This is a genomic window from Clostridioides sp. ES-S-0001-03 (assembly GCF_020676075.1).
GTDB lineage: Bacteria > Bacillota > Clostridia > Peptostreptococcales > Peptostreptococcaceae > Clostridioides.
In genome coordinates, this window is sequence record NZ_JACVWJ010000005.1 from 412,976 (window position 1) to 434,740 (window position 21,765).

Consider the following 21,765-nt stretch of genomic DNA (forward strand, 5'->3'; position numbering starts at 1 on the left):
CCTTCTCTAAAATTTGTTCCATTTATACCCAATCCCCCAAACAGTAGAAATATATTCAATTTTAGGTGTTACCACAGAAAATTTAGCACGAATCTTCTTAACACGCTCAACAACTGTTGAATCTTCACCTTCTGAATCATATCCCCAGACTTTTTCATAGATTTGTTCTCTAGAAAAAACCTGTCCTGCATGCAATGCAAGTAATTCTACAATATCATATTCTCTCTTTGTCAAGTGAACATCCTTGCCATCAATTTTGACTGCACGCTCTTGTATATCTAAACATAGTTTTCCAAAATACATTTTTGGACGTTTATTCTCCATATTGATATATTGTGACCTCTTTTCACGGCGTAGATTAGCTTCAATACGTGCCATCAATTCTCGTAACCCAAAAGGTTTCACTATATAGTCATCTCCACCAAGAGTTAATCCCTTTATTTTATCTGTTTCTGATTGCTTTGCACTTAGAAAAATGATAGGGCAGACTACATCATCTCGTATGGTACTACAAACTTCAAAGCCATCAGCCCCAGGCATCATAATATCAAGTATAATAAGGTCTGGCTGTTTCTTTGCTAATTCAATTCCATCATTTCCATTATATGCGATAAGTACTTCATGCCCTTTTGACTTCAGTTTTTTTTCTAATAAGGCCACCAATTCTCTTTCATCATCAACAATCAATATTTTGCTCAATTTTAATTATCCTCCAATACTTATGCATTATTAACAAGCCTGTATTGTGACCTGCTCATATATTATCTGATAATTTTTCTCATTGGTCAAGTTTATAAAAATGTCCATAGTCATTACTCATTGCATGCTCTACCTTCCCATCTGTTAAACCATATAATTCCACCAACTAGAAAAATGATAAGTCCAATTCCTGTTAAATTAAGTGCATTTATTAGCTGTGACTCTGCTCCTGAAGAAATTGCAGTTGATAAGGTAGTCTGAAAATAAATAGATGGAAACATTGACATCTTTACTGGCCAAGCCCAAGGAACAAACACCCAGATTTTACCCCCAAGACTTGTTCCTCCAATCAAAGCAGCCATTAAAATACCACCCATGCTTATTCCTATGGATGCTCCCATCCCCCATAAAAAACTGACCCACAAGTGAATAGATAGAATTGGAAGTGTCCCTATTACTGCAAGTAAGGATGCCATCATAAATAGAGAAATGCTACCTCCATCAGGTATTATAATATTCATTCCGACACATATTATAAGTGATGAAATAAAAGTGCTGACTGCCATACAAAAAATCAATATAAAAAATTTTCCTAAGTATAACTTAATTCGGGAGACTCCTGTATTTAAAAAACCATTGAACTCTCCAGCAAGTTCCTCCTCATGTATAATAAAGCTTGATAGAAGACTTATTCCTACTGGAATGATAATTGCTGTCCATACTATAAAATAACCTTCAAAAACAAATTTATATGTAACTTCAGACCTAATTGCCAGATAAGCAACAACACAAAGTGCAATGACTACAGGCATAAAGAATGTAAGCCAACGAATTGCTGTACGTTTTGTTTTTAGCCACTCTGATGATAATACTCCTATCATTTTATTTCCCTCCTATTAAACCAAATACCTGTAACTACTGTAATTCCAACAAATATAACCACGGATACGATAATCCCAACAGGAATCACAGATGAATCTAAAAGTGGATTTCCAGTCTCCAAAATAGCTCCATTTGGATGCACACCAGCAATAGGACACATCAGTCTCATAGCCCAACTCCACGGTACTGCAAACCATAAAGATTTTATTGCTGTAAGAACACCTATCATCATACCTACAAGTGCAATTCCCATACTTAAAAATGTTCCTTTCCATGTAGCTGCCCACAGCTGAATAGGGATAAGTGAAAGAGAAACAAGCCAACAAACAAAACCTCCAGCAATAATCCTACCAAATGGGATTGCTCCTTCTGATAAAAACAAACCAGTCATAATTGTTGAAACTATCAAAACTAGTGTTGATAGCAGAGTGTAAACTGCCATAGCCATAACCTTATCAGTCCAAAGAATCATAGGTGAAACATTATATGCACGCAAAGTGCGATAATTCCCAGCTTTTCTTTCCTGACTAGCTACCAAAGTAGCAAACAATCCCATACCAAGAGGTAAAAATACAAATGGCCACGAATTAAAAACCAAGGCTAGAAGGCTGTCCCATGACCAAGAGCTACTTTGAGATAATGGGTTTTTCATGATTGTTGATTGTGTTATCCCTGCATATAATGCAAAGAATATTGGAATAAAAACAATCAATTTCCCCATAAATGTTCTTTTGTATTTTAAAAGTTCAGATTTAAGTCCATTCATTTTACTTTCCTCCTTTTAAGATTACATCAGAGAAGAATTCCTCTAGATTTTCATTTGGGTCTGGTATACCTTGAAATAATAGCCTTCCTCCACTAATAATTCCTATTTTATCAACTACCTGAGCAACCTCTGATAATATATGACTTGAGAGAATTACTGTAATTCCCTTTTCAGGAAAAGATGCAATCAACTCACGTAGTTCTTGAATTCCAAATGGGTCAAGCCCGTTGGTTGGTTCATCTAAAATCAATAGTTCTGGATTATTCAAAAGTGCAATAGCGATTCCAAGTCGTTGTTTCATTCCCATAGAAAATTGTGAGGCTTTCTTTTTTCCAGTATTTTTTAAATCAACTGTGTCTAATACTTCATGAATTTTTTCATGTGGAATGCCTAGAAGTCTTGTGTGAACTAGTAGATTTTCCTCTGCTGTAAGGTTTCCATATAAAGCAGGTGATTCGATTAAAGAACCGATTTTTGTAAGAGACTCTCGTTGCCAAGGCTTTCCATTAAAAAAAATATGTCCTCCTGTTGGATGAAGAAGTCCAACAATCATTTTAAGTGTTGTTGACTTACCTGCACCATTTGGTCCAAGAAGTCCATATATACTATTACGTTCAATTTGAAGTGAAATATGGTTGGCTGCCATCTGCTCTCCATATCTTTTTGATAAATTTTTTGTTTCAAGAATTAAGTCTTTCATGTCTATTCATCCTTTCTTGTAATAATCTAAATTCATTTTCTATAAGAAGATTAACATGAAAAAATAACAATTTTATAACACTTATAATTTTTTTATTAAAATATACTATTTATTCATAAATGAAAAAAGTTAATCAGTACTAACAAAGAAAAAGAGCAGGATATCCTCCTACTCTTTTTTCTTTGTTAATATTATGTAATTTATATCTTACACTACTCTATTCTCAATACTTGTATTTATTCAAAAGCTTTAAACTCAAGTATATTTTCTTTAATATACTGCCTCATATTTCTTTAAAACACTTCTTCATAGTTCTTTAAAACACTACTCCAAAAAGGTTAATAGTATTTCTATAGTGTTTAGACTAAAAACATATCTTTTTAATTATCTTGTTTAGTATCAGAATCAAAAGGAATCCATGCACGTCCAAACTCTTTATCTTTAAATAAATAGGATAATCCAGTTATTTGCTTTAATCTAAGAATCTCCTCAATATCCATCCCTAAGTGCTTTGATATCCATTTATCAGATTTTCCAATATCACAAAGTTCCTTTATAATATTGCTCATTAAATCCACATTATGTGAACCTCTTGCACGATTGTGACGAATAGTACTTGCCATTCTCTCATCAAGTGATTTATCAATTACTGAAACAGGAAGTACTCCACCTTCTCTATCATATATATCCTTATTTTCAAGCATTATTCGATATCTATGAAAACCATCTACAATAACATATTTGTCATTTTCTGGATTATAATAACAGACAATCGGCATTGTATATCCATCTTCTTTTATACTTTTATACAGCAACTGCATTTCTGGTGGAGCTACTGCATTTGGATTATAGTCGTTAGATTCTATCTTTTCAATTGGGACAGCGATGATTTCATATACAGGACTTTTATACTTCATAGCATCTTAACTCCTATCTTAGAAAATTTTTCATACTTTTTCTTAATGTATTCTGTTTTCATTCTTTGCTCTTTTGTAGGACCAAATCCCATAAACTTACACATATGGTCATTTTTTAAAATACAATAACACATTCTTTTCCAACTTGGTATATCTTTAGTAAATTTAATATCATCTGTGTCATCAGGTATATCTCCTAAGAATACGACTCTACTTTTTTTATCTTTTGTATGATTAGAAATTCCATTTATTTCTATATTATACCCTTTTCTTATCAACTCACATATAGCGATTTCTGGCAAACCACCACCCTTTTTATGCCAAAAGTCGATAGATGTTGAAAATTTTTTAATATAATTATTTCTTATATCTTCAGGTAGTGTATCAAGCAGAAAATAAGTGAAACTTTTCCATGTATGTCCTTCTGGCAACTTTACACTACGATACCCCATAGCTTTTGTTTTTCCATAAATAGAAGTAAAATTAGCCCCTTGTACTCTAGCAACCAATTTCACCCATACTTCTGGGTCCAATATCTTATATAAGTTTAAACTCTCTTTTGCTGAATCATTGAAAGGAGATGCTACTCTCATTTTTCTTGGAGGCAATCCAGCTTTATAGAACAAATCATAGATTTTATTGTACTCATAGTCGAATTTATAATTGGCTACCCAAACATCTTCTAGTCCCCAGTCATATAAAGGAGATGCTGTCCATACATTTTTAAACTCCTTTGTTATCCAACACTTTCCTTTATATCCATGCTGTTTATTCACAATAGCACAATAACGTTGTAAGGATTCTGAAGCTCTTGTTCCAAGTAAACAAGCAACTTTTGCACCCTTATGCTTGTTTCTCATCCACCTACCAAATTGCTTTGCCAAACTTTCCTGCTTCATCTTATACTTATAGTAGGTAAAAAGATTATTTTCTTGATTTATTACGTATTCTTTGTCTGGCATTTTTCTTACCCATAATTCTTCTTTCTCATCATCCCATGGATACCAAAACATTTCATGATTACCTACAGCTGTTCTCGTAGCCATTGGCAGACATACCCAATATGGTTCAATATCTTCAAGATTGTCTTCAAACATTTTTTCAACATATTCTGTTGTCATACTATATTGAGCCTCAAAATCTTGATGAAATACTCCTATTTTGGATTTTATATTATATTTTCTTTTATAATCCAAAACTAAATTCAATAATAGACCACTATCTTTTCCTCCACTGAAAGATACATAGATATAATCAAATTCACTGAAAACATAAGAAAGTCTGTCTTGAAAAGCTTCAAATACACTGGATTCCAAATATCTTTTATCCATTTGTAATCTCCCCTTTCAAATAGAAGTTCATGAAAGCTTATAACATAATATTATATATGCACTTTTAGTAGTAATCAGCATAAATTATGAATCCTCTAAGTGCATAAATCCAAAAAAATAAATATAATTATAATATAAATCAATTTTTCTATTATAAACTATATTTTACCATTATTTTACATAATTTTCCAACAGCATAATTATCATTATTTCTTCAGTATTTAGCTCAATATTTTGTATTTTACATATGTTTTAAAATCAAATTTTTATTTTCCAAGTTTATAATTTTTTAGATTATATATTTCTTTTATATATTTCTTAGGTAAATTTTAAAAATGTCTTTTCTTTTTTTATTGTTTTATAAGAAAAATAATATAAACATATATAATATTTAAAATAATATAGACATGTATAGTGTTTAAATATACTATTAACTTATAAGATAGTAATTTTATACATCAATAATTTTTATAAAAATCAACTATTTTTAGTTAAATTGGGTAATAAAAAATAAAAGGATGGTGATTTGATTGAAACTTAATAAAGGTGTCAAATTTACAATAGGATTGCTTATTGATATAGGAATCAGCTTAGTTTTAGGTCTTAACCCCCTATTAACAACTTTATTTGCTCTACTATATATAACACTTTATATTCCAGATATTTGTAATATTATAAAAAAATAAATATTCATCTGAAATGGACGATATAGAAAAAGCTCCTTACTTAAAAGACTATTCTAGCTTAAATTCAATTGATTTTTATGTAGTACCACATTTCCAAAATTGAGAATTTGGAAAAGCTGTAGAAAAAATAGTAAATGCGTATTCTAAAACTTTAGAATTAAAAGCTCTTAATGATAATCAAGCAATATTAATTGAAAACGACAGTGTCAGAATTTTAAAATAATTTAATATAAATAGCACCAGAAAATGATAAACACTACATTGTCATATCTCTGGTGTTTTTCTATGCAATAAGTTTTAAAATAGCCCTCGATGAAATCAACATTGACTTTGAAAATACAGACTACCCACCTGGGGAAAAAGAAACCTTCCGTGTTGGTGAAGAAATCAATGAGAAAATAAAACAGTTACTAAAGGCTGGTATCTTATCAGGTGAGCTTAGAGAAGATATTGAAATTATGCCTACTATATTTTCACTGTGGGGAATGTTATCTGGCATTATACAGACAGCACCAAATAAAGAAGCTTATATCAAACAAGAAGTAAAACTTTCTAAACAGGAATTTCTTAAACACGGATTTGATATGCTTTATCGCTCTATTTACAAATAGATAAGATAAATCTAAAAATATACAGTTTCTTATAATAGACATTATTACTTTATATATTTGAATATATCTGAAATTCCATTAAAACAAAAGATATTCAAAACAATTACCAAATACAATTACAAACAAACAGTGGAAAATATGACCTTTAAAAAAGTAAATATTTCCGATATTGTTTATGGAACCTATGTTGGAGAATGTAATATAAATATCATATCTGCTAAAGTAGAAGTCACTGTAAAAAGTGGTAAAATTTCAAACATTAATCTTTTGGAACATAAAAATGAACGAGGAAAAAAAGCAGAAAAAGTTATTGATAAAGTACTTAACAAGCAAAAAGTAGATGTAGATGCTGTATCAGGTGCAACAAATTCAAGTAAAGTTATAAAAAAAGCAATCGAAAATGCACTCATAAAAGGATAACTATACTTAACAAATTTCTATAAGAGTAAAAATATTGTTTTTGAATATCTGTGCCAATTTGTGGTATAATAAAAGCAAGAAGAACTACAATCTATTTCGTCGTAGAGTGAAGTTCATAATTAAATGAAGCTATTTGAACTTATGGAACTTGATTTTAAAATCAAATTCCCAGCCACTTTTACTCTTGCCACGAGTTGAGTGGCTTTTTACTTTCGTAAATACTTTACAAATTAAGTAAAATATTAAACTAGCAACAACGCCAGCTATTACATTAAGTAAAAAGTTATTCATACTTCCCACCTCCTTTCATTAGGAAGTAGGTTTTATCCTAGTATGAACTCCACTCTTAAATTATAGGTTACATCTTCTTGCTATAAATATTATAACATATACTTTCCCATATTTTACCTGTGTTTTTATTCTAATAACTCCCTTTTCTTTTCAGCATCATATCTACCTACTATCATCAAATATTGTTTAAAAATTAGATTTAATATAATAAAATCAACTATAAACAAGAATAAGTTTGTTTCTCTAAGCAATGTAATACTTATAGGAATGTGTTACAAATAAAACTCTCAATAATTGAGCCTTGAGTAGTGATAAAATAATATTTTTCATAAAATAAGCTAATTAATTGATATAAATTATCATTTTCTGTTGAAAGTTACATTCATGCGTGCTATACTTAATTGCATAAATGGTAATAAATGTCATATGATTTTACAATTCTATTAATAACAATTATTATTAACTTTTTAATTTTCGAAATAAATATCAAGAATTTTCTAAAATACATGATAATTCTTTAAAATATAAGAGAATTATTAAAATGTAAAAGAATTATATAGACTATATAAAAAACACATAAAACTATACAAAAATATATAGGATTATACAAAAGCGTATAGGACTCTCGAAACATAATAGAACTATATAATACTACTTTTGTAAAATCGCGCTCTATTTTTAACATTTATTACTTTATACATAAGATATATAAATAAAATTTAACTTAATGAAGGGATATGATAAAATGAATATTTTAAAAATGAAAAAAACAGGGATATTTTTAGGAGGAGTACTTTTAGGTACTGTAGGTGTCAAAATACTTTCAAGTGATTGTGTAAAAAAGTCTTGTACTAAAGCAACTGCTGGAGCGTTGAAAGTTAAGGATTCTGTTCTTGAAACAACTACTAAAATCCAAGAAAATATGGAAGATATTTTAGCTGAGGCAAAAGAAATCAATGAACTAGAAGAATTATCTTCATCTAAAACAAAAAATGTACAGGAAGATACTAAAGTTGTACAAGAAACTATTAAAGATAAAAATGTACAAACTGTAGAAAAAAATACTGATTCTGATAGCATTAAATGTGAAGACATCAAGGAAAATACTACTGTAGAAAAAAATAGTACTTGCACAGCAGAATAAATTTAACGATTATTATGGTTAATAATATCAAGTATTATGATTAATAGTATCAGGAGGAAGTAAATTGAATCTTTATATAAAGCATGAAATCAGAGGTCGTATACGTTTTGATTTACAACTTGGTAAATTGAATAACAAACAGGCAGATACTCTACTATATTATTTGACTTCTATAAATGGTGTTACCAAAGCAAAGGTTTATGATAGAACTGGTGACGCTGTTATTTATTACACAGGTGAAAGAGACTATATAATAAAAGAAATCACTAAGTTCAGTTTCAACAATAGCGAAATAGAAAAACTAGTCCCTGAACACACTGGTAGAGAGTTAAATAATTACTACAGAGATAAATTAGTAAATAAGCTATTTATAAAGAGTGTATCTAAGATATTTTTCCCAAAATATTTAAGATTTTTTTTTATAGGACTTCACTCTATAAAATATTTCAAAAAAGGTATATCTTCTTTACTAAATAAAAAGATAGAAATTTCTGTTTTGGATGCAACTGCAATAGGTATCTCCATTTTTAGGAAAGACATAAATACAGCTGGGTCAGTGATGTTTCTTCTTGGTATAGGCGAATTACTAGAAGAATGGACTAGAAAAAAATCTATCGATGATTTAGCTCAAAGCATGTCATTAAATATTGAAAAAGTATGGTTAAAAAAGGATGATAATGAAATTTTAGTCCCAATTTCAGAAATAAAAGAAAACGATTTAGTTAGTGTAAATATGGGAAATATGATTCCATTAGATGGAATTATTGAATCTGGTGAAGCAATGATTAATCAGGCCTCTTTTACAGGTGAATCTCTTGCAGTTAATAAAAAAGAAGGCTCTTACATCTATGCTGGAACTGTAATAGAACAAGGTAATATTGTAATGTGTGTCAAAGAAAAGGCTGGTACTACAAGATTTCAAAAAATTGTAACTATGATTGAAGAATCTGAGAAACTTAAGTCTTCTGTAGAAGGAAAATTTGAACATCTAGCAGATACCTTGGTTCCATATAGTTTTTTAGGAACGCTATTTACTTATGCAGTTACTAGAAATCCTATAAAAGCACTTTCTATTTTGATGGTAGATTTTTCTTGTGCATTAAAGCTATCTATTCCTATTTCTGTATTATCAGCTATGAGAGAATGTAACAATTATAATATTGCCGTAAAAGGTGGGAAATTCCTTGAAAATGTTGCCTATGCAGATACTATTGTATTTGATAAAACAGGCACATTGACAAAAGCTCAACCAACAGTTGCAGATATAATTACCTTCCAAGATTATAATAAAAAAGATATGTTAAGACTAGCTGCTTGTCTAGAGGAACATTTCCCACATTCTATAGCTAATGCAGTAGTTCATGAAGCTGAAAAACAAGGTCTCAGTCATAAGGAAATGCATACAGAAGTAGAATATATTATTGCACATGGTATTTCAACAAAAGTCGATAATAAAAAGGTTATAATAGGTAGTAAACACTTCGTATTTGAAGATGAAAAATGTATTATACCAGATGGCGAGGAGTATAAATATAATAATCTTTCAGACGAATATTCTCACCTATTTATGGCAATATCAGGAAAATTATCAGCTGTTATTTGTATTAATGACCCTTTACGAAAAGAAGCTAAAGATGTAATTTCAAACTTAAGAGAATATGGACTCAAAAAAATTGTAATGATGACTGGTGATAGTGAAAAAACAGCTAGGTCTATAGCTAGTAAAATTGGAGTGGATGAGTATTATTCAGAAGTTCTACCAGAAGACAAAGCCAATTTTATTAAAGATGAAAAACTAAAAGGTCGTAAAGTTATTATGATTGGAGACGGAATCAATGATTCCCCTGCTATATCTGAGTCAGATGTTGGAATTGCAATGAGTGAAGGTGCTGAAATAGCAAGAGAAATTTCAGATATTACTATATCAGCAGATAATTTAAATAATTTAATTACTTTAAAACAGATTAGCAATAAACTTATGAAAAGAATTGGTTTAAGTTCTAAGTTTATTATTGCTTTCAACTTAGGTTTGATTTTTCTTGGTGTAGGTGGATTTATTAGACCAAGTACATCCGCGTTTTTGCATAATGCTTCTACTGTTGGAATAAGTTTAAACAGTATGACAAATTTATTAGATAAACCTAATACTTATAACTACAATTAACCCCCCTTGTATAACACATTTATACATAAAAAATTTATAATTCATATTAAAAAAAGCACTTTTAAACAATTAAACAGTAATATTTAAAAGTGCTTTTTTGACTAAATTTCCATAATATTTCTACTTAACTACTAAAAACACCCTTCCTTAAACCTCACTTAAAACCGCTATATTTCAATTAATCTCTGTTCATAGCATTTTAGTTCATTTTGTTTTAGATAGTTAAATTCAGACTCTACATAGATACCACAACCAATAAACTCAATTGTCAGATTTGGTATATTCTCTTTCAGTATACTCATCTGCTCATATATAATTTTTTCCCACAAATCAGCCTGTAATATAGAGAAATACTTCATAATTTCTCCATTGTTATCCATATCCTTTTTAATTTCAGACCAGTTTTTTAACAAAATGCCTCTTTTATCAATGTATCCAAGTTTTTTAAAGCTCTCTATACTCTGATTCCATGCATCTTTGCTACTCTTCTCAAAATATGACTCTAGCTTTTTATTCTGCTCACTTGTCAATAGGTCATAAGAAAGCTTCTTATTAAAATGTGCTTTCAAAGAAAGCTTAGCCATAGAATATGGGCTTCTACCAGAGTTTAATCCCGCATTTTTAAACTTTTCTATTCCTTTATCTTCTATTGAAGACCATATAGAGTTTACTGAATCTGAATCATCATCTTTTTTATATTTAACATCCAAGCCATGTGTAATATCGATATAATTTTGTGGAAATACATATTGATAGTGCATATCTTTGTTATCATCATATAGAGAAAAATATCCTTTATCATATAAATGCATATGTACATTTATTTTTAAACTATCATCTAAAATATTTCGTCTAAGATTAGGTATATTTGCATAAATAGTCACATATTTCATTGCATCATAGTTTTGATTTAGTGGAATTTCAAAGCTAATTTCTTCTCCTGTCAAAAGCTTTTTCACTTCTTCTTCATTACAATCATATAAAGAAAATGTATTTTCAAATCCCACACGTGATTTTCCTGCTAAACTTCCTGCTAATGGTATTTTCAAAATATGATTATCTGTCTTTTGCCATTGATAAGTATCTTGAACTAAAAACTCTTTAATTTGTCTATTCTGTTCCTTTGCCTGCTTTAGCACCTCATCTTCATTTTCTGTTATCCCTACATGACATCTATTTAAGATATTTACTATATTGCTTCCAAATGGAAATGTCCATAATTGAAAAGCTGCTGCCTCCAATTGGCACAAATATCTAATCTGATTCAATTCAATTTGATGAATAAGCTTTTTCTGATACTCATTCATCTGGTTACCACTGTCTGACATTTGATAAATCAGTTCTCCCATTGCAAGATTATCTTTTTTCTTGTCAATCTTATCAGTAATAATAATCTGAGCATCCATCATATCCTGTACTTTTTTGAAAATCCCAGAAATATCCTCTGAATTTTCCATTTTCAAGATTTCAAACTTCTTAATTAATTCAGTTAGGACATCTTTCATTTTTAGTCTGCTTATTTCATTTTCAAAAATATCCTGATTTTTAACTGTAGTATCAAATCCGTCTACAAATGGTATAATAGATTCTTTCAATGTTTTATTTTTGAACTCTTCCATCTGAATATTTAAATTATCTAGTTTTTTAATATTATCCTCTTTTGACTTAATCGCATCTTTAACTACTTTTATTTTATCTTCAAAGCTAGCTTTTACATTTAGACAATTATTAACACTACTAATTGCTGTATTAATAAAAGAACAACTTGCACTACCAATGCTTAATACATTTTTAATAGTTGCTGTTTTTTGCTGTCTTTCAATAGATGCTTTACACTTCTCTAGTGCAACCAATTTATCTTTTTGTTGTTTATTACTATAATTTGCTTCCAACATACCCATTTCTTTTTTCTGAATGCTTTTGTATATCTTTTCATATTCGCCTTCATCCAAGCCATTTTTTGCTACTGCAATGTCATTTTCTTTCCCTTGGTAGTCATTATTATCTAAGGACTTAGTCATAATCTCTTTAATTTTATTAAAATTTTCTCTCTTTCCATCATCAACACCGACTAGTTTATTTGTCATTGCTCCTAAAGCATTCTTTCTATCTTCATTTAACTGAGTTCCAAGGACAAAACTCATACCTTCAGAATCTATTTTGAAATCTGAAAAATTAACCATTCTGTTAGTCCATTGATACTCTTCTTCCTTAGCTGAAAGATTTTCTTTTAAAGATTTTGCACTATCAAAAGCTCCTAAGCACGCTTGACCAATACCACTTAATGATGATAGTAAACTCAATGCACTCTGTATTCCAGAAAGAATTAGTTGTATTTTCATCTGTTCTTGAAGTTTTTCCTTCTTTTCTTCTAGTTTCTTTATATCTTCTTTTTCATCTTCTTTTATCTTTAGAATTTCTTGAATCAAAAGATTCATTTTTGCTCCAACAGAAAGCATTTTATTTTCAAGCTCTTTTTTCAAAACTTCTATCTGTTGATTTCCTGAGTTAATTTGAGTTAGAACACTTTCCTTATAGGTATTGAAATATGATTCTTTTAATTCATCTTTCTTTCCTTGTTCCAATTCTTTTAAAGTCTTCTCTAGATAATCTGTCAGAGTTCGAATATCTGTAACACGATTTCCTCCAATTTCATCTTCCTCTATCATCTGCATGTAAAATGCTGCCTTCTGTTCTAATGCAAATAAAATCATACTCCATTCACTAAAACTCTGATTTTCTTTTACAAAAGCTTCTATTCTATTAGACTGCATCAATTTATTTATAAGGTAGTCATAAATCTCTTTTGCTTCTTGGTAAAACGCTTTCTTAATATGCATATCATCTAAAGAAATTACTTCTTTATTTTTCTTATCAAATTTATAATACTTCTGAAGAATTTCTCTATTTAACTGCATTTCCACTTTCTCAACTGCATTAAAAATCTCATAAATATGCGAAATTTCTAAAATATCAGCTTCTAAAATTCCTACTGCACATAAAAGTTTAAGATTTCTATATCCTTTACTTCCAGAAAAACCAAATCTTTCAAAGAATTGATAGAAAAATGTATCCATTGATAGAGAATACTCTTGCTTTAACAATTCGTTTTCTACTAATGACTTTCCAGGATTTCCTTCTTTTCCCTGTGCTCCATCTAGACCTGAGTCTGCAAGCTTTTTAATTGTCCAGTCCTTGTGTTTTGTATAAAGATCATCTAATGCCTTTCCATCATCTGCTGTTTCCTCACTATCTGAACCACGCCCTATCACATATCTATCAAAATAGTAATAGTTTCTGTCACTATCATCTATTGGAACAGAAATTCCTATATATCTTATTGTTTCTTCAAAAATTCCTCGGATTCCTCCAATACCTCCAGCTCCACCTTTTCCTCCAGAACCGCCTTTTCCCGCTAAGCCATGTCTTCCGTCTATTTGACTTATAAAACTTTTTAGTACTGTTGCTTGTCCAAGGAGATAAATCTGTCCAGCCTTACTTCCAAGACCAGCATTTCCACCATCTCCACCTATTCCTCCAGTATCTCCTTGTTTTCCTTTTTCTGCTTCTACTATATAGTATTTTGTACCTTTTTCCTTATTAAACTCTTTTTTCTCTGGCTTAGAACCTAGTTTTGCATTTGCTCCAGCTATTCCGGATGCTCCTGTTTCTCCTACTTTTCCACCTTGGCCGTTTCCACCTTGTCCACCATCAGCATAAAGCTTAAGTTCGCCTTCTTTTTGTATATGTTTAAAAGATATTAAAATATCGCCTGAAGTTCCTGCATTATTTCCAGCTCTTCCATTCATTCCGTTATAAATAGAACTTTCTCCATCTAATTTTTTTGCATCATTTCCAGAAACATTAATTGAATAAGAACCTTTTGGTATACATAATTTTTCAACTAATAGAACTATATTTTTACCTGAGAAAACATCCTTCTTCATATCACAATCTATTTTTAGCTCACACTCTCCATACATATATATAGATGATAATTCATTAAGTTTATAGCCAGATATTATTTTAGTTAAATCTGATAAATTCACTTTAGGTACAGGAATATATATAGAAAGCACTTTGTCTTTTTCATATGATTTTATATATGTACAATTTTGGATTTTTTCTCTTCTGTATTCTGCATCTAGAAGCTTCTCAGCTTCTTCTTCTTCCAATTCCTTCTCTGCTATCCAGTATTTAATACATTTTAATGTATCTTCTAGTGTTGTATTTAATAATGACTTTAATAATTCACTTAGACCAACAATATTAGTTTCTTTACAGTAACTATTTAGCTCTAAAACAAGGCGTATTTTTTCTAATATGTTTACTTTTTGCACTCCATCACCATAGAAAAGCCCTTGTACAAACTCCATAAGTTCTTCAATACTATTTGTTTTACATAAACTCTGATACATTTGTTCCAACTGAGATTTTTTTTCTTTTAGATTTTCTATAGAAGATAAAATGGAAATAGAATCTTCTAACGCCTTTTTTACACTTTCTATATAAGGAGCTAGAAGTTTTTCTAGTTCTTTATATGTTGTGTCAACAGCTTTTTGTATCTCTATTTTACAAGAAGCAGTAAGCATTAATCCCATATCAGTTTTCTTGAAAGTAGTTGGAAGTTTTTCTAATTCTCTCAATAGATTTTCTGGCTTTGTGTCTAGTGGATTACACAATTCTATAGAAACATTATCTGCTAGTACCACATTTAACAGATATACCAGTTCCTTATAACCTTCATAATATTTTTCTTGGCTATCTAGGTCTTCTTTTACTTTTTTCAGTATATTTCTAACTTTCTCTTTTGTCACGTTACCACTAAGTGGCTTAGGTATTTTATTGATAATAAAGAAAAAATTTTCCTTATACTGTGTATATTCATTAAACATATCTTTTAAGTTTTTAGCTGTATCAATTAACAGTGTATGTCTAGAGTCCAGTAAAGACTGGTAGTCTAAAATGACTACTATACCTTTTACTTTTAAAGATGCAGATATAGTTTCTCTTACAAGCATTGCTCCTGCAATCATATACTCTGCTCCACGATTATCAAAAAATCCAGGACAATCGCATAAAGAAAATGCTTTATTTTCAATATCTACAACTTCTGGGCATAAAGTCTTAGAATATACACCATTACCAATATCAACTGCTGAATCTTTAGCTGTGATGTACACTTGTCCAGTTTCCGCATCTGTTTTTTCTTCCATATCACAACCTTTTAAATAGTTGATACAAGTGCTTTTTCCAACCCCTGAAGCACCCAGGAATAACAAAATCGATTTTTCTTTTAAATTGTATCTTTTCAGTTCATTCCTTCCATTTTCCAAAAGATTTATGATTCCATTATACAATTCATTTGACATATATCCATCCCTTTCTATACTTCAGCACAATAGTTTTGATATTTTTCTTTAACAAAGCTTTCTTCAACTTTTAAAACTGCTGTTGATTTTTTATAATTTGGATTATTATATCCTCCAGATTCTCCTCTATCTCCATAATCAGCATACTCTCTTGATGGACCTTCTTTTCCTTTTTCCCAACTTCCACCTTCAAGAGTTATACGATAACTAGTAATACTAGTTAGTTTATAATCCCAACTTTTAAAATATCCTGTATAGTATACAGTAGAATCTATAGCACTTGGAGAGAATGAAAGTGTATTATAACCATGATGACCACCTTTTCCTCCACTTCCACCAAATCCTGGTCTTCCATCTGGACCTCTTTCTCCATCTCTTACTGTTATATCACAGCAACTGATTAACTTATCTCTCTTTTTATCTGAATCTGCCAAGAAGTAAATATTTCCTTTACTTCCTCCATTTCCACCTCTTCCAGCATTTCCTCCTTTTTCTCCTTTTCCTCCTTTTGCACCACTTGTTCCTTCTGCAAAATAACCTTTAAACATTTGTCCATAGAAATAACTTGTATATCCTGCATCACTTCCATTTCTACCTGTGCTTCCAGCCACACCATCTTTACCATCTGTTCCTCTTGAACCATTTCCTCCATTTGCTATTAGTGTAAGGCGATAGTTTCTAATTTCTTCTTTAATGTACAAATAAATATTTCCTGCATCTCTACCATCTTCACCATTGATTCCATATATAGAATTATCTATAAAATTTCCACTCTTTCCACTTACATTAATCTTAGAATTACTACTTACATCAAGATTCTCACAAGAAATAATGATATTTTTTTCTGATGCAAAATCCATTCCAAGATTAGTATCCATATAGATAGTGTCTTTAGCTGAAAACATAATTGTAGAGACATCATCTCCCACGTTTCTATTTCTAAAAGCTTCTAAAACACTGCTAATTACCAAGTTTTTAATTAATGCTTTAACTTCTATGACCGTCTTTTCTTTAAGTATAAATGATTTTATTATAAATGGATTTAAAATATATTTACTTACAAGATTTCTAATTATTTCATTTCCTTTTTCTCCATATGCATTTAATCTTGTTATATTTGCTTCTAATTCTTCACTATTTCTATCTATAAGATTCTTTAAAATAGGCTCAAAATCACGTTTACTATATATGTAGTCTGTTTTATTTGCAACTTCCATCAATTTATCTCTATTTGATAATGTCCATACCTGTTTTTGTACCTCATAAGAAACTAAAATCTCTTCTATTTTCTTTCTTATAATAATAAATTTTTGTTCCATTATACTTTTACTTGTTTTTTCTATAATAGATTCCATATATACAGAAGATAGTGAAATTTCAGCATTTCCATGGTCTGTATATTTATTTAAATCTTTAATTATATCTAAGTTTCTTCTTATCTCATTTTGTAATTTTATACATGTGTCTTCCAAGAATAATCCACTTTCTCCTGACAATAAATTGATAAATTTCTCTAAAGTAATACTTTCTGCATTAACTGAACTTTCTAACCAGTTTTTAAATATGTCTACTACTCTTTCATATTTTGACATTTCTTGAATCATTGTTACTCTTTCAACCTTCTTAATAAAGTCTTCTGTATATTCTTTGACATAAACTTCTAGTCTAGATACTATACTACTTTGAATATCTTTTATTAATGTATCTAAAACTAATCTTGCATCTGCACTGATTGGATATTGGAATGCTGATGTTTTATCTTTTACTTCTTCTAATTTTATTACTTCTTTTAATAATCCTTCTCTTTGCTCTGCTTCAAGTGGTTTACAAAGATGAATATTTTTTCCTTCTCCTTTTAGCAATTCTTCAAATAACCAAGCTTTATCTTTTATATTATTTTCTGGACTTTCACACAATTGTTCGTATTTTTTTCTAATCACATTATATATTTGTTTTTCTGTTCTTCCTAAAAAGCTTTTAGAAATAAAGAAAGTAATACTTCCTCTAAAATTCTCTTTATGAAGACACATATTTAATTGTTGAAATAAATCAAGTACTTTTGTAAGTCTAGCCTCTAATATATCTGCTTCTGGTATTAGTACAACTACTCCACATATAGATGCAGAATTTCTAAACACCTCTCCTAACGAAACTGCTGCACTAATGTCATGTGCTACTCCTCTGTTATCACTAAATCCTGCAGTATCACATAATTTTGCATCCATTCCTTCTACTTCTCTTCTCATATCTACAATATTTGGATACAAAGTTTGTGAAACAGCTCCTGAGCCAATTTCTGCAACAGGGTCTACACATTCAATATAGGAGATACCAGTATCTTCATCTTCTACTTCCTTCATTTCACATCCTGCAAGATAATTAATTGCTGTACTTTTCCCACAACCTGTGCCTCCAAGAATCAAAATTAGATTCTTATTTATAGCTTTATCTATTGCTACTTTTCCTTCATCTAGTAGGATTTTGATTTCTTCTAAAAGCTTATTTTTTTCTCCCATGTATTTTCTCCCTTTTTTATAAAATTTTTTAATATTAAAATAACTGTGCTTGTAAAATAAAGCCTTTACTAACACAGTTATTTTATTTTATATATCTAATTATATTTTTTATTTTATATATCTAATTACATGTTCTACTTTTTTCTTCACAAAGAAGAGCTTTGAAAATCATAATTTCTGCTAAATAATCCTTAGGTGCCTTTGTAATTGCAGTAGCATTACAAATAAATTTTAAATTTGTACCTGCTACAACTTAAGTAGCAACGATAAGTGTTTCATAATCAACATCTTTTAACATTCCTACAGCTTAATTGAATATTTCTACTTATTATTTTTCTACTTATTATTTCTTTACTGGTCTAAATTTTGACCATCCTCCACAATAAATATTCATATAACAAACCTACTTATATGCTTAAATTTATTTATATAATAGTACGAATTTTCTAAATATTCAACACAAACTGTGTAACTAGTCGATAAAAGTGCATAACTGGACACATAGTCATCATAAAAAACTTTTAAAGTCAAATTTATCTAATTAAAAATAATATAATACAAAAAAACAGTCAATCTATTAAAATCAACTGCTCCATAAAGTGAATTTTTACTTATTATATTTTACAAAGTTTACACATTTACATGTGTCCCTTTATACAAAACTAATGTTGCCACTCCTATAAGTATCATGCCCATAAAAGCAGGTGTCGCATGACCAAGAAATACATAGATTTGACCTCCAATGATAGGTCCAATTATTCTTGCTAAAGATTGAATGGATTGACTACCACCTTGAATCCTCCCTTGCTCACTAGAATCGACAGACTTGGATAGCATCCCATTGAATGAAGGTCCAAAGATAGAATCGCCAAAACCAAATATAAACATTCCAACAATAAAAATAGGATAGAACGAAAACAAGGCTGATGCTGCAATAAAACTGTAACCTATAATCTCTGAAACCATTCCAAGAATTGCTATCTGTACATCACTAAGTTTTTTCAAAAGCTTTGGCATTATAAAACCTTGTGAAATGATGTCTTGTATACCCATAATTGAAAATACAAGTCCAATTAGTGCGGGTTTCCAATTGAAAGTGTCTATTGTAAATTGTGAAAAAACTGACTGTAAAGACCCATTTGGTATCCAAAGTAAGAATGCTGATAAAAGTAGCCTTTTTAAGTTTTTTACAGAAAGTACATTTGCAAGCTGTATAAATGGATTTAGCCTTGCAAGTGTAATCGACTTTAATCTATTCTTCTTATAAAGGCTCTCAGGCATATACAGGAATCCATAAATAACATTAAGTAAAGTTATTATTGCTCCAAAATACATGGGTACAGAATAACCAAACTTAGCAAGTAATCCACCTACAGTTGGACCAATAACACAGCCTACACCTGAAAATGCACTCACCCATCCAAAGTATTTACTTCTATGTTCTCTAGGAGTAATATCTGCAAAATATGCGAAGATAGTGCTTATGCTCCCACCTGTTACACCTTCTATTATACGTCCAACAAATAATACCCATAGAGCTCCTCCTATTCCAAAAACTAAGTACCCTATTGCAGAACCCAAAAGGCATAATAAGAGTAATGGACGACGTCCATATCGGTCACTCAAAGCTCCAAGCCCAGGAGCTGCAAAAAACACACAGATTGCATAAACAGAAGTTAGCATTGTAACAACTATAGCTTGTTCTTCTGGACTATTTGTATAAGGTTGCACTAAGAATGGAACGACAGGTGCTATGATAGTGAATCCGATTCCGCAAAGAAACGCAGATATAAGACCAAATATCAAAGCCTTTTTATCTACAATTTGTTCTGTATTCTGTTCATTGTTTGATTTAAATATAAACATTTAAATTCTCCTCTCAAAAATTATAATTTTGTTTCCTTTAGAAACATATTTATTTATTTATTTTTTACTTTTTTACCTTTTTACGTCTTTACCTCTTTACTTTTTTCATTATTTTATTTCCCTAGTAGCATGTTCATCTTTTATCATTTCGCCTCATTTGGAGGTATATTCCTATATTCGTTTTTTGATCCCTCGGAAACATATTTATAGTATCATTTTTTTGTTTCCTTGTCAACAAAATAGATAACAATAAAAATACAGCCTATTCTCAATAGAGTTAGGCTGTATATGATTTCATTTTCATTATTCTGATTTATTCTACTTTAATATTATCCCCTGTTTTTTTATTTCTTCATCCAAATGTCGGTTATAATTTTCGACAAAGCTAATCATACTGTCAAATTGTTCATCAGTTACCTGCTCAAATACAACTTTATCACGTTCTTGAAACTCTTTATGAAGTTCCTCATGGATATTATAAACTGTTTTACCTTGCTCAGTAAGTCTAAAATAGATTTCTTTTTTATTATCAGGCTTCTGGTAACTTTCAATAACACCTTTTTTTATTAACTTTTTAGTTACTTTACTTATGGCGCCTCTAGTCATATAAAAGTATTCTGCCAGTTTTGTCACATTGCAGTCTACATTTCTTCCAATGTATTCAATGCAATGTACTTCAGAAGACTTATAACCCTTGAGACTCTCTTCCATCTTAAATTTATTAAGCCAAACAGTCTTATTTAGTAAATCTCTAAAACCCATCATGACCTGTTCTTCTTTATTCATGGTATATATCCTCCCACCCGTTAGTGCATTAACAATATTATATTAAACTTTTGTTTCTATTTCAACAATGTCAAAATAATTCTTTTAGGAATCGAACTATATAAAATAAAGAGATAGAATCATCTAATTTAATCCTATCTCATTTCTGGGTCACCATTTCTAGTTGATAAGTTATAATGTTTATAAAAATCTATCATTTCCTTGTGATACACTTTATTTACAATTTTAGTTATTAATTGTATCTCATTTTTTGTTTTATCCATATATTAGCACCCTATTAACATTAATATATTTATTATATTAATATTTAGATAAATATGTTACATAACACAAACATTTTTGTAAGTAGTATATATACTATTAATTTACTTCTAAGTCCTATATATAATCCCACTTGTTCATATAAAATAAAAAGCACATGCTATTACACCTAATATACATACTATATCTATAGATATAATTTTACGAAATTCTATATCTTTTACATCATGTGCCTGATATATAAATGCTAATGGTATTATTAATTACTCAGATACTAAACTCATAATGCATGAATGTATTATAAATAAATGTATTATACCAAACTTAATTATATCTACAATTATCTGTTTTGC

At 29.8% G+C, this 21,765-nt stretch carries 16 protein-coding genes; 4 read left to right on the plus strand and 12 right to left on the minus strand.

The features are described 5' to 3' along the window. Window positions 1-6: 6 nt before the first annotated feature. The 6 genes from IC174_RS12970 to IC174_RS12995 form a co-directional block, all read right to left on the minus strand. Window positions 7-699, minus strand: a complete 693-nt coding sequence (locus IC174_RS12970; RefSeq protein ID WP_227433571.1) for a response regulator transcription factor — start codon at window positions 697-699, stop codon at window positions 7-9. Window positions 700-812: 113 nt separating this feature from the next. Next, on the minus strand, window positions 813-1,580 hold the full coding sequence (locus tag IC174_RS12975) for a lantibiotic immunity ABC transporter MutG family permease subunit (RefSeq protein ID WP_227483069.1): 768 nt from the start codon (window positions 1,578-1,580) through the stop codon (window positions 813-815). Further along, window positions 1,577-2,347 carry a lantibiotic immunity ABC transporter MutE/EpiE family permease subunit gene (locus tag IC174_RS12980; protein ID WP_227483070.1) on the minus strand — a complete coding sequence of 257 codons (771 nt, stop codon included), beginning with the start codon at window positions 2,345-2,347 and terminating at the stop codon, window positions 1,577-1,579. The genes IC174_RS12975 and IC174_RS12980 overlap by 4 nt, the downstream gene beginning before the upstream one ends. A gap of 1 nt (window position 2,348) precedes the next feature. Further along, window positions 2,349-3,047 carry a lantibiotic protection ABC transporter ATP-binding protein gene (locus IC174_RS12985; RefSeq protein WP_227433574.1) on the minus strand — a complete coding sequence of 233 codons (699 nt, stop codon included), beginning with the start codon at window positions 3,045-3,047 and terminating at the stop codon, window positions 2,349-2,351. Window positions 3,048-3,427: 380 nt separating this feature from the next. Next, entirely contained in the window at window positions 3,428-3,964 is a 537-nt protein-coding gene (locus IC174_RS12990; RefSeq protein WP_227433575.1) for an IbrB-like domain-containing protein, read from the minus strand. Beyond that, window positions 3,961-5,295 carry a phosphoadenosine phosphosulfate reductase gene (locus tag IC174_RS12995; RefSeq protein WP_227433576.1) on the minus strand — a complete coding sequence of 445 codons (1,335 nt, stop codon included), beginning with the start codon at window positions 5,293-5,295 and terminating at the stop codon, window positions 3,961-3,963. Before IC174_RS12995 ends, IC174_RS12990 begins: the two co-directional genes overlap by 4 nt. 961 nt (window positions 5,296-6,256) lie before the next feature. Here IC174_RS12995 and IC174_RS13000 point away from each other — a divergent pair. Together IC174_RS13000 and IC174_RS13005 are read left to right on the plus strand one after the other, a co-directional pair. Then, window positions 6,257-6,592 carry a hypothetical protein gene (locus IC174_RS13000; protein ID WP_227483071.1) on the plus strand — a complete coding sequence of 112 codons (336 nt, stop codon included), beginning with the start codon at window positions 6,257-6,259 and terminating at the stop codon, window positions 6,590-6,592. A 138-nt stretch (window positions 6,593-6,730) separates the two neighbouring features. After that, a complete protein-coding gene (locus tag IC174_RS13005) occupies window positions 6,731-7,012 on the plus strand; it encodes an FMN-binding protein (RefSeq protein WP_227483072.1) in 282 nt (93 codons plus the stop codon). 129 nt (window positions 7,013-7,141) lie between these two features. On the opposite strand, the gene IC174_RS13010 is transcribed toward IC174_RS13005, so the two are convergent. Next, window positions 7,142-7,303 (minus strand): type I toxin-antitoxin system toxin, encoded by a 162-nt coding sequence (locus tag IC174_RS13010; RefSeq protein WP_227433577.1) that lies wholly within the window; start codon window positions 7,301-7,303, stop codon window positions 7,142-7,144. Between the two features lie 745 nt (window positions 7,304-8,048). Between IC174_RS13010 and IC174_RS13015 the strand changes: the two genes are divergently transcribed. Together IC174_RS13015 and IC174_RS13020 are read left to right on the plus strand one after the other, a co-directional pair. Next, window positions 8,049-8,447, plus strand: coding sequence for a DUF6110 family protein (locus IC174_RS13015; protein WP_227483073.1), 399 nt, complete (start codon window positions 8,049-8,051; stop codon window positions 8,445-8,447). A 64-nt stretch (window positions 8,448-8,511) separates the two neighbouring features. Continuing rightward, the gene (locus IC174_RS13020) at window positions 8,512-10,611 is read left to right on the plus strand and encodes a heavy metal translocating P-type ATPase (RefSeq protein WP_227483074.1); all 2,100 of its coding nucleotides are present in this window, start codon (window positions 8,512-8,514) and stop codon (window positions 10,609-10,611) included. Between the two features lie 167 nt (window positions 10,612-10,778). Here the strand turns inward: IC174_RS13020 and IC174_RS13025 are convergent, their stop codons facing one another. The 5 genes from IC174_RS13025 to IC174_RS21145 all read right to left on the minus strand — a co-directional run bounded on the left by IC174_RS13025 (window position 10,779) and on the right by IC174_RS21145 (window position 21,414). After that, window positions 10,779-15,983: a GTPase gene (locus IC174_RS13025; RefSeq protein ID WP_227483075.1), complete on the minus strand. Its 5,205-nt coding sequence runs from the start codon at window positions 15,981-15,983 to the stop codon at window positions 10,779-10,781. Between the two features lie 14 nt (window positions 15,984-15,997). Beyond that, on the minus strand, window positions 15,998-18,499 hold the full coding sequence (locus IC174_RS13030) for an ATP-binding protein (protein ID WP_227483076.1): 2,502 nt from the start codon (window positions 18,497-18,499) through the stop codon (window positions 15,998-16,000). 630 nt (window positions 18,500-19,129) lie between these two features. Beyond that, window positions 19,130-20,365 carry an MFS transporter gene (locus IC174_RS13035; RefSeq protein ID WP_227483077.1) on the minus strand — a complete coding sequence of 412 codons (1,236 nt, stop codon included), beginning with the start codon at window positions 20,363-20,365 and terminating at the stop codon, window positions 19,130-19,132. A gap of 318 nt (window positions 20,366-20,683) precedes the next feature. Beyond that, window positions 20,684-21,151: a MarR family transcriptional regulator gene (locus IC174_RS13040; protein ID WP_227433583.1), complete on the minus strand. Its 468-nt coding sequence runs from the start codon at window positions 21,149-21,151 to the stop codon at window positions 20,684-20,686. Between the two features lie 134 nt (window positions 21,152-21,285). Beyond that, a complete protein-coding gene (locus tag IC174_RS21145; protein WP_255621506.1) occupies window positions 21,286-21,414 on the minus strand; it encodes a hypothetical protein in 129 nt (42 codons plus the stop codon). Between the last annotated feature and the right edge of the window lie 351 nt (window positions 21,415-21,765).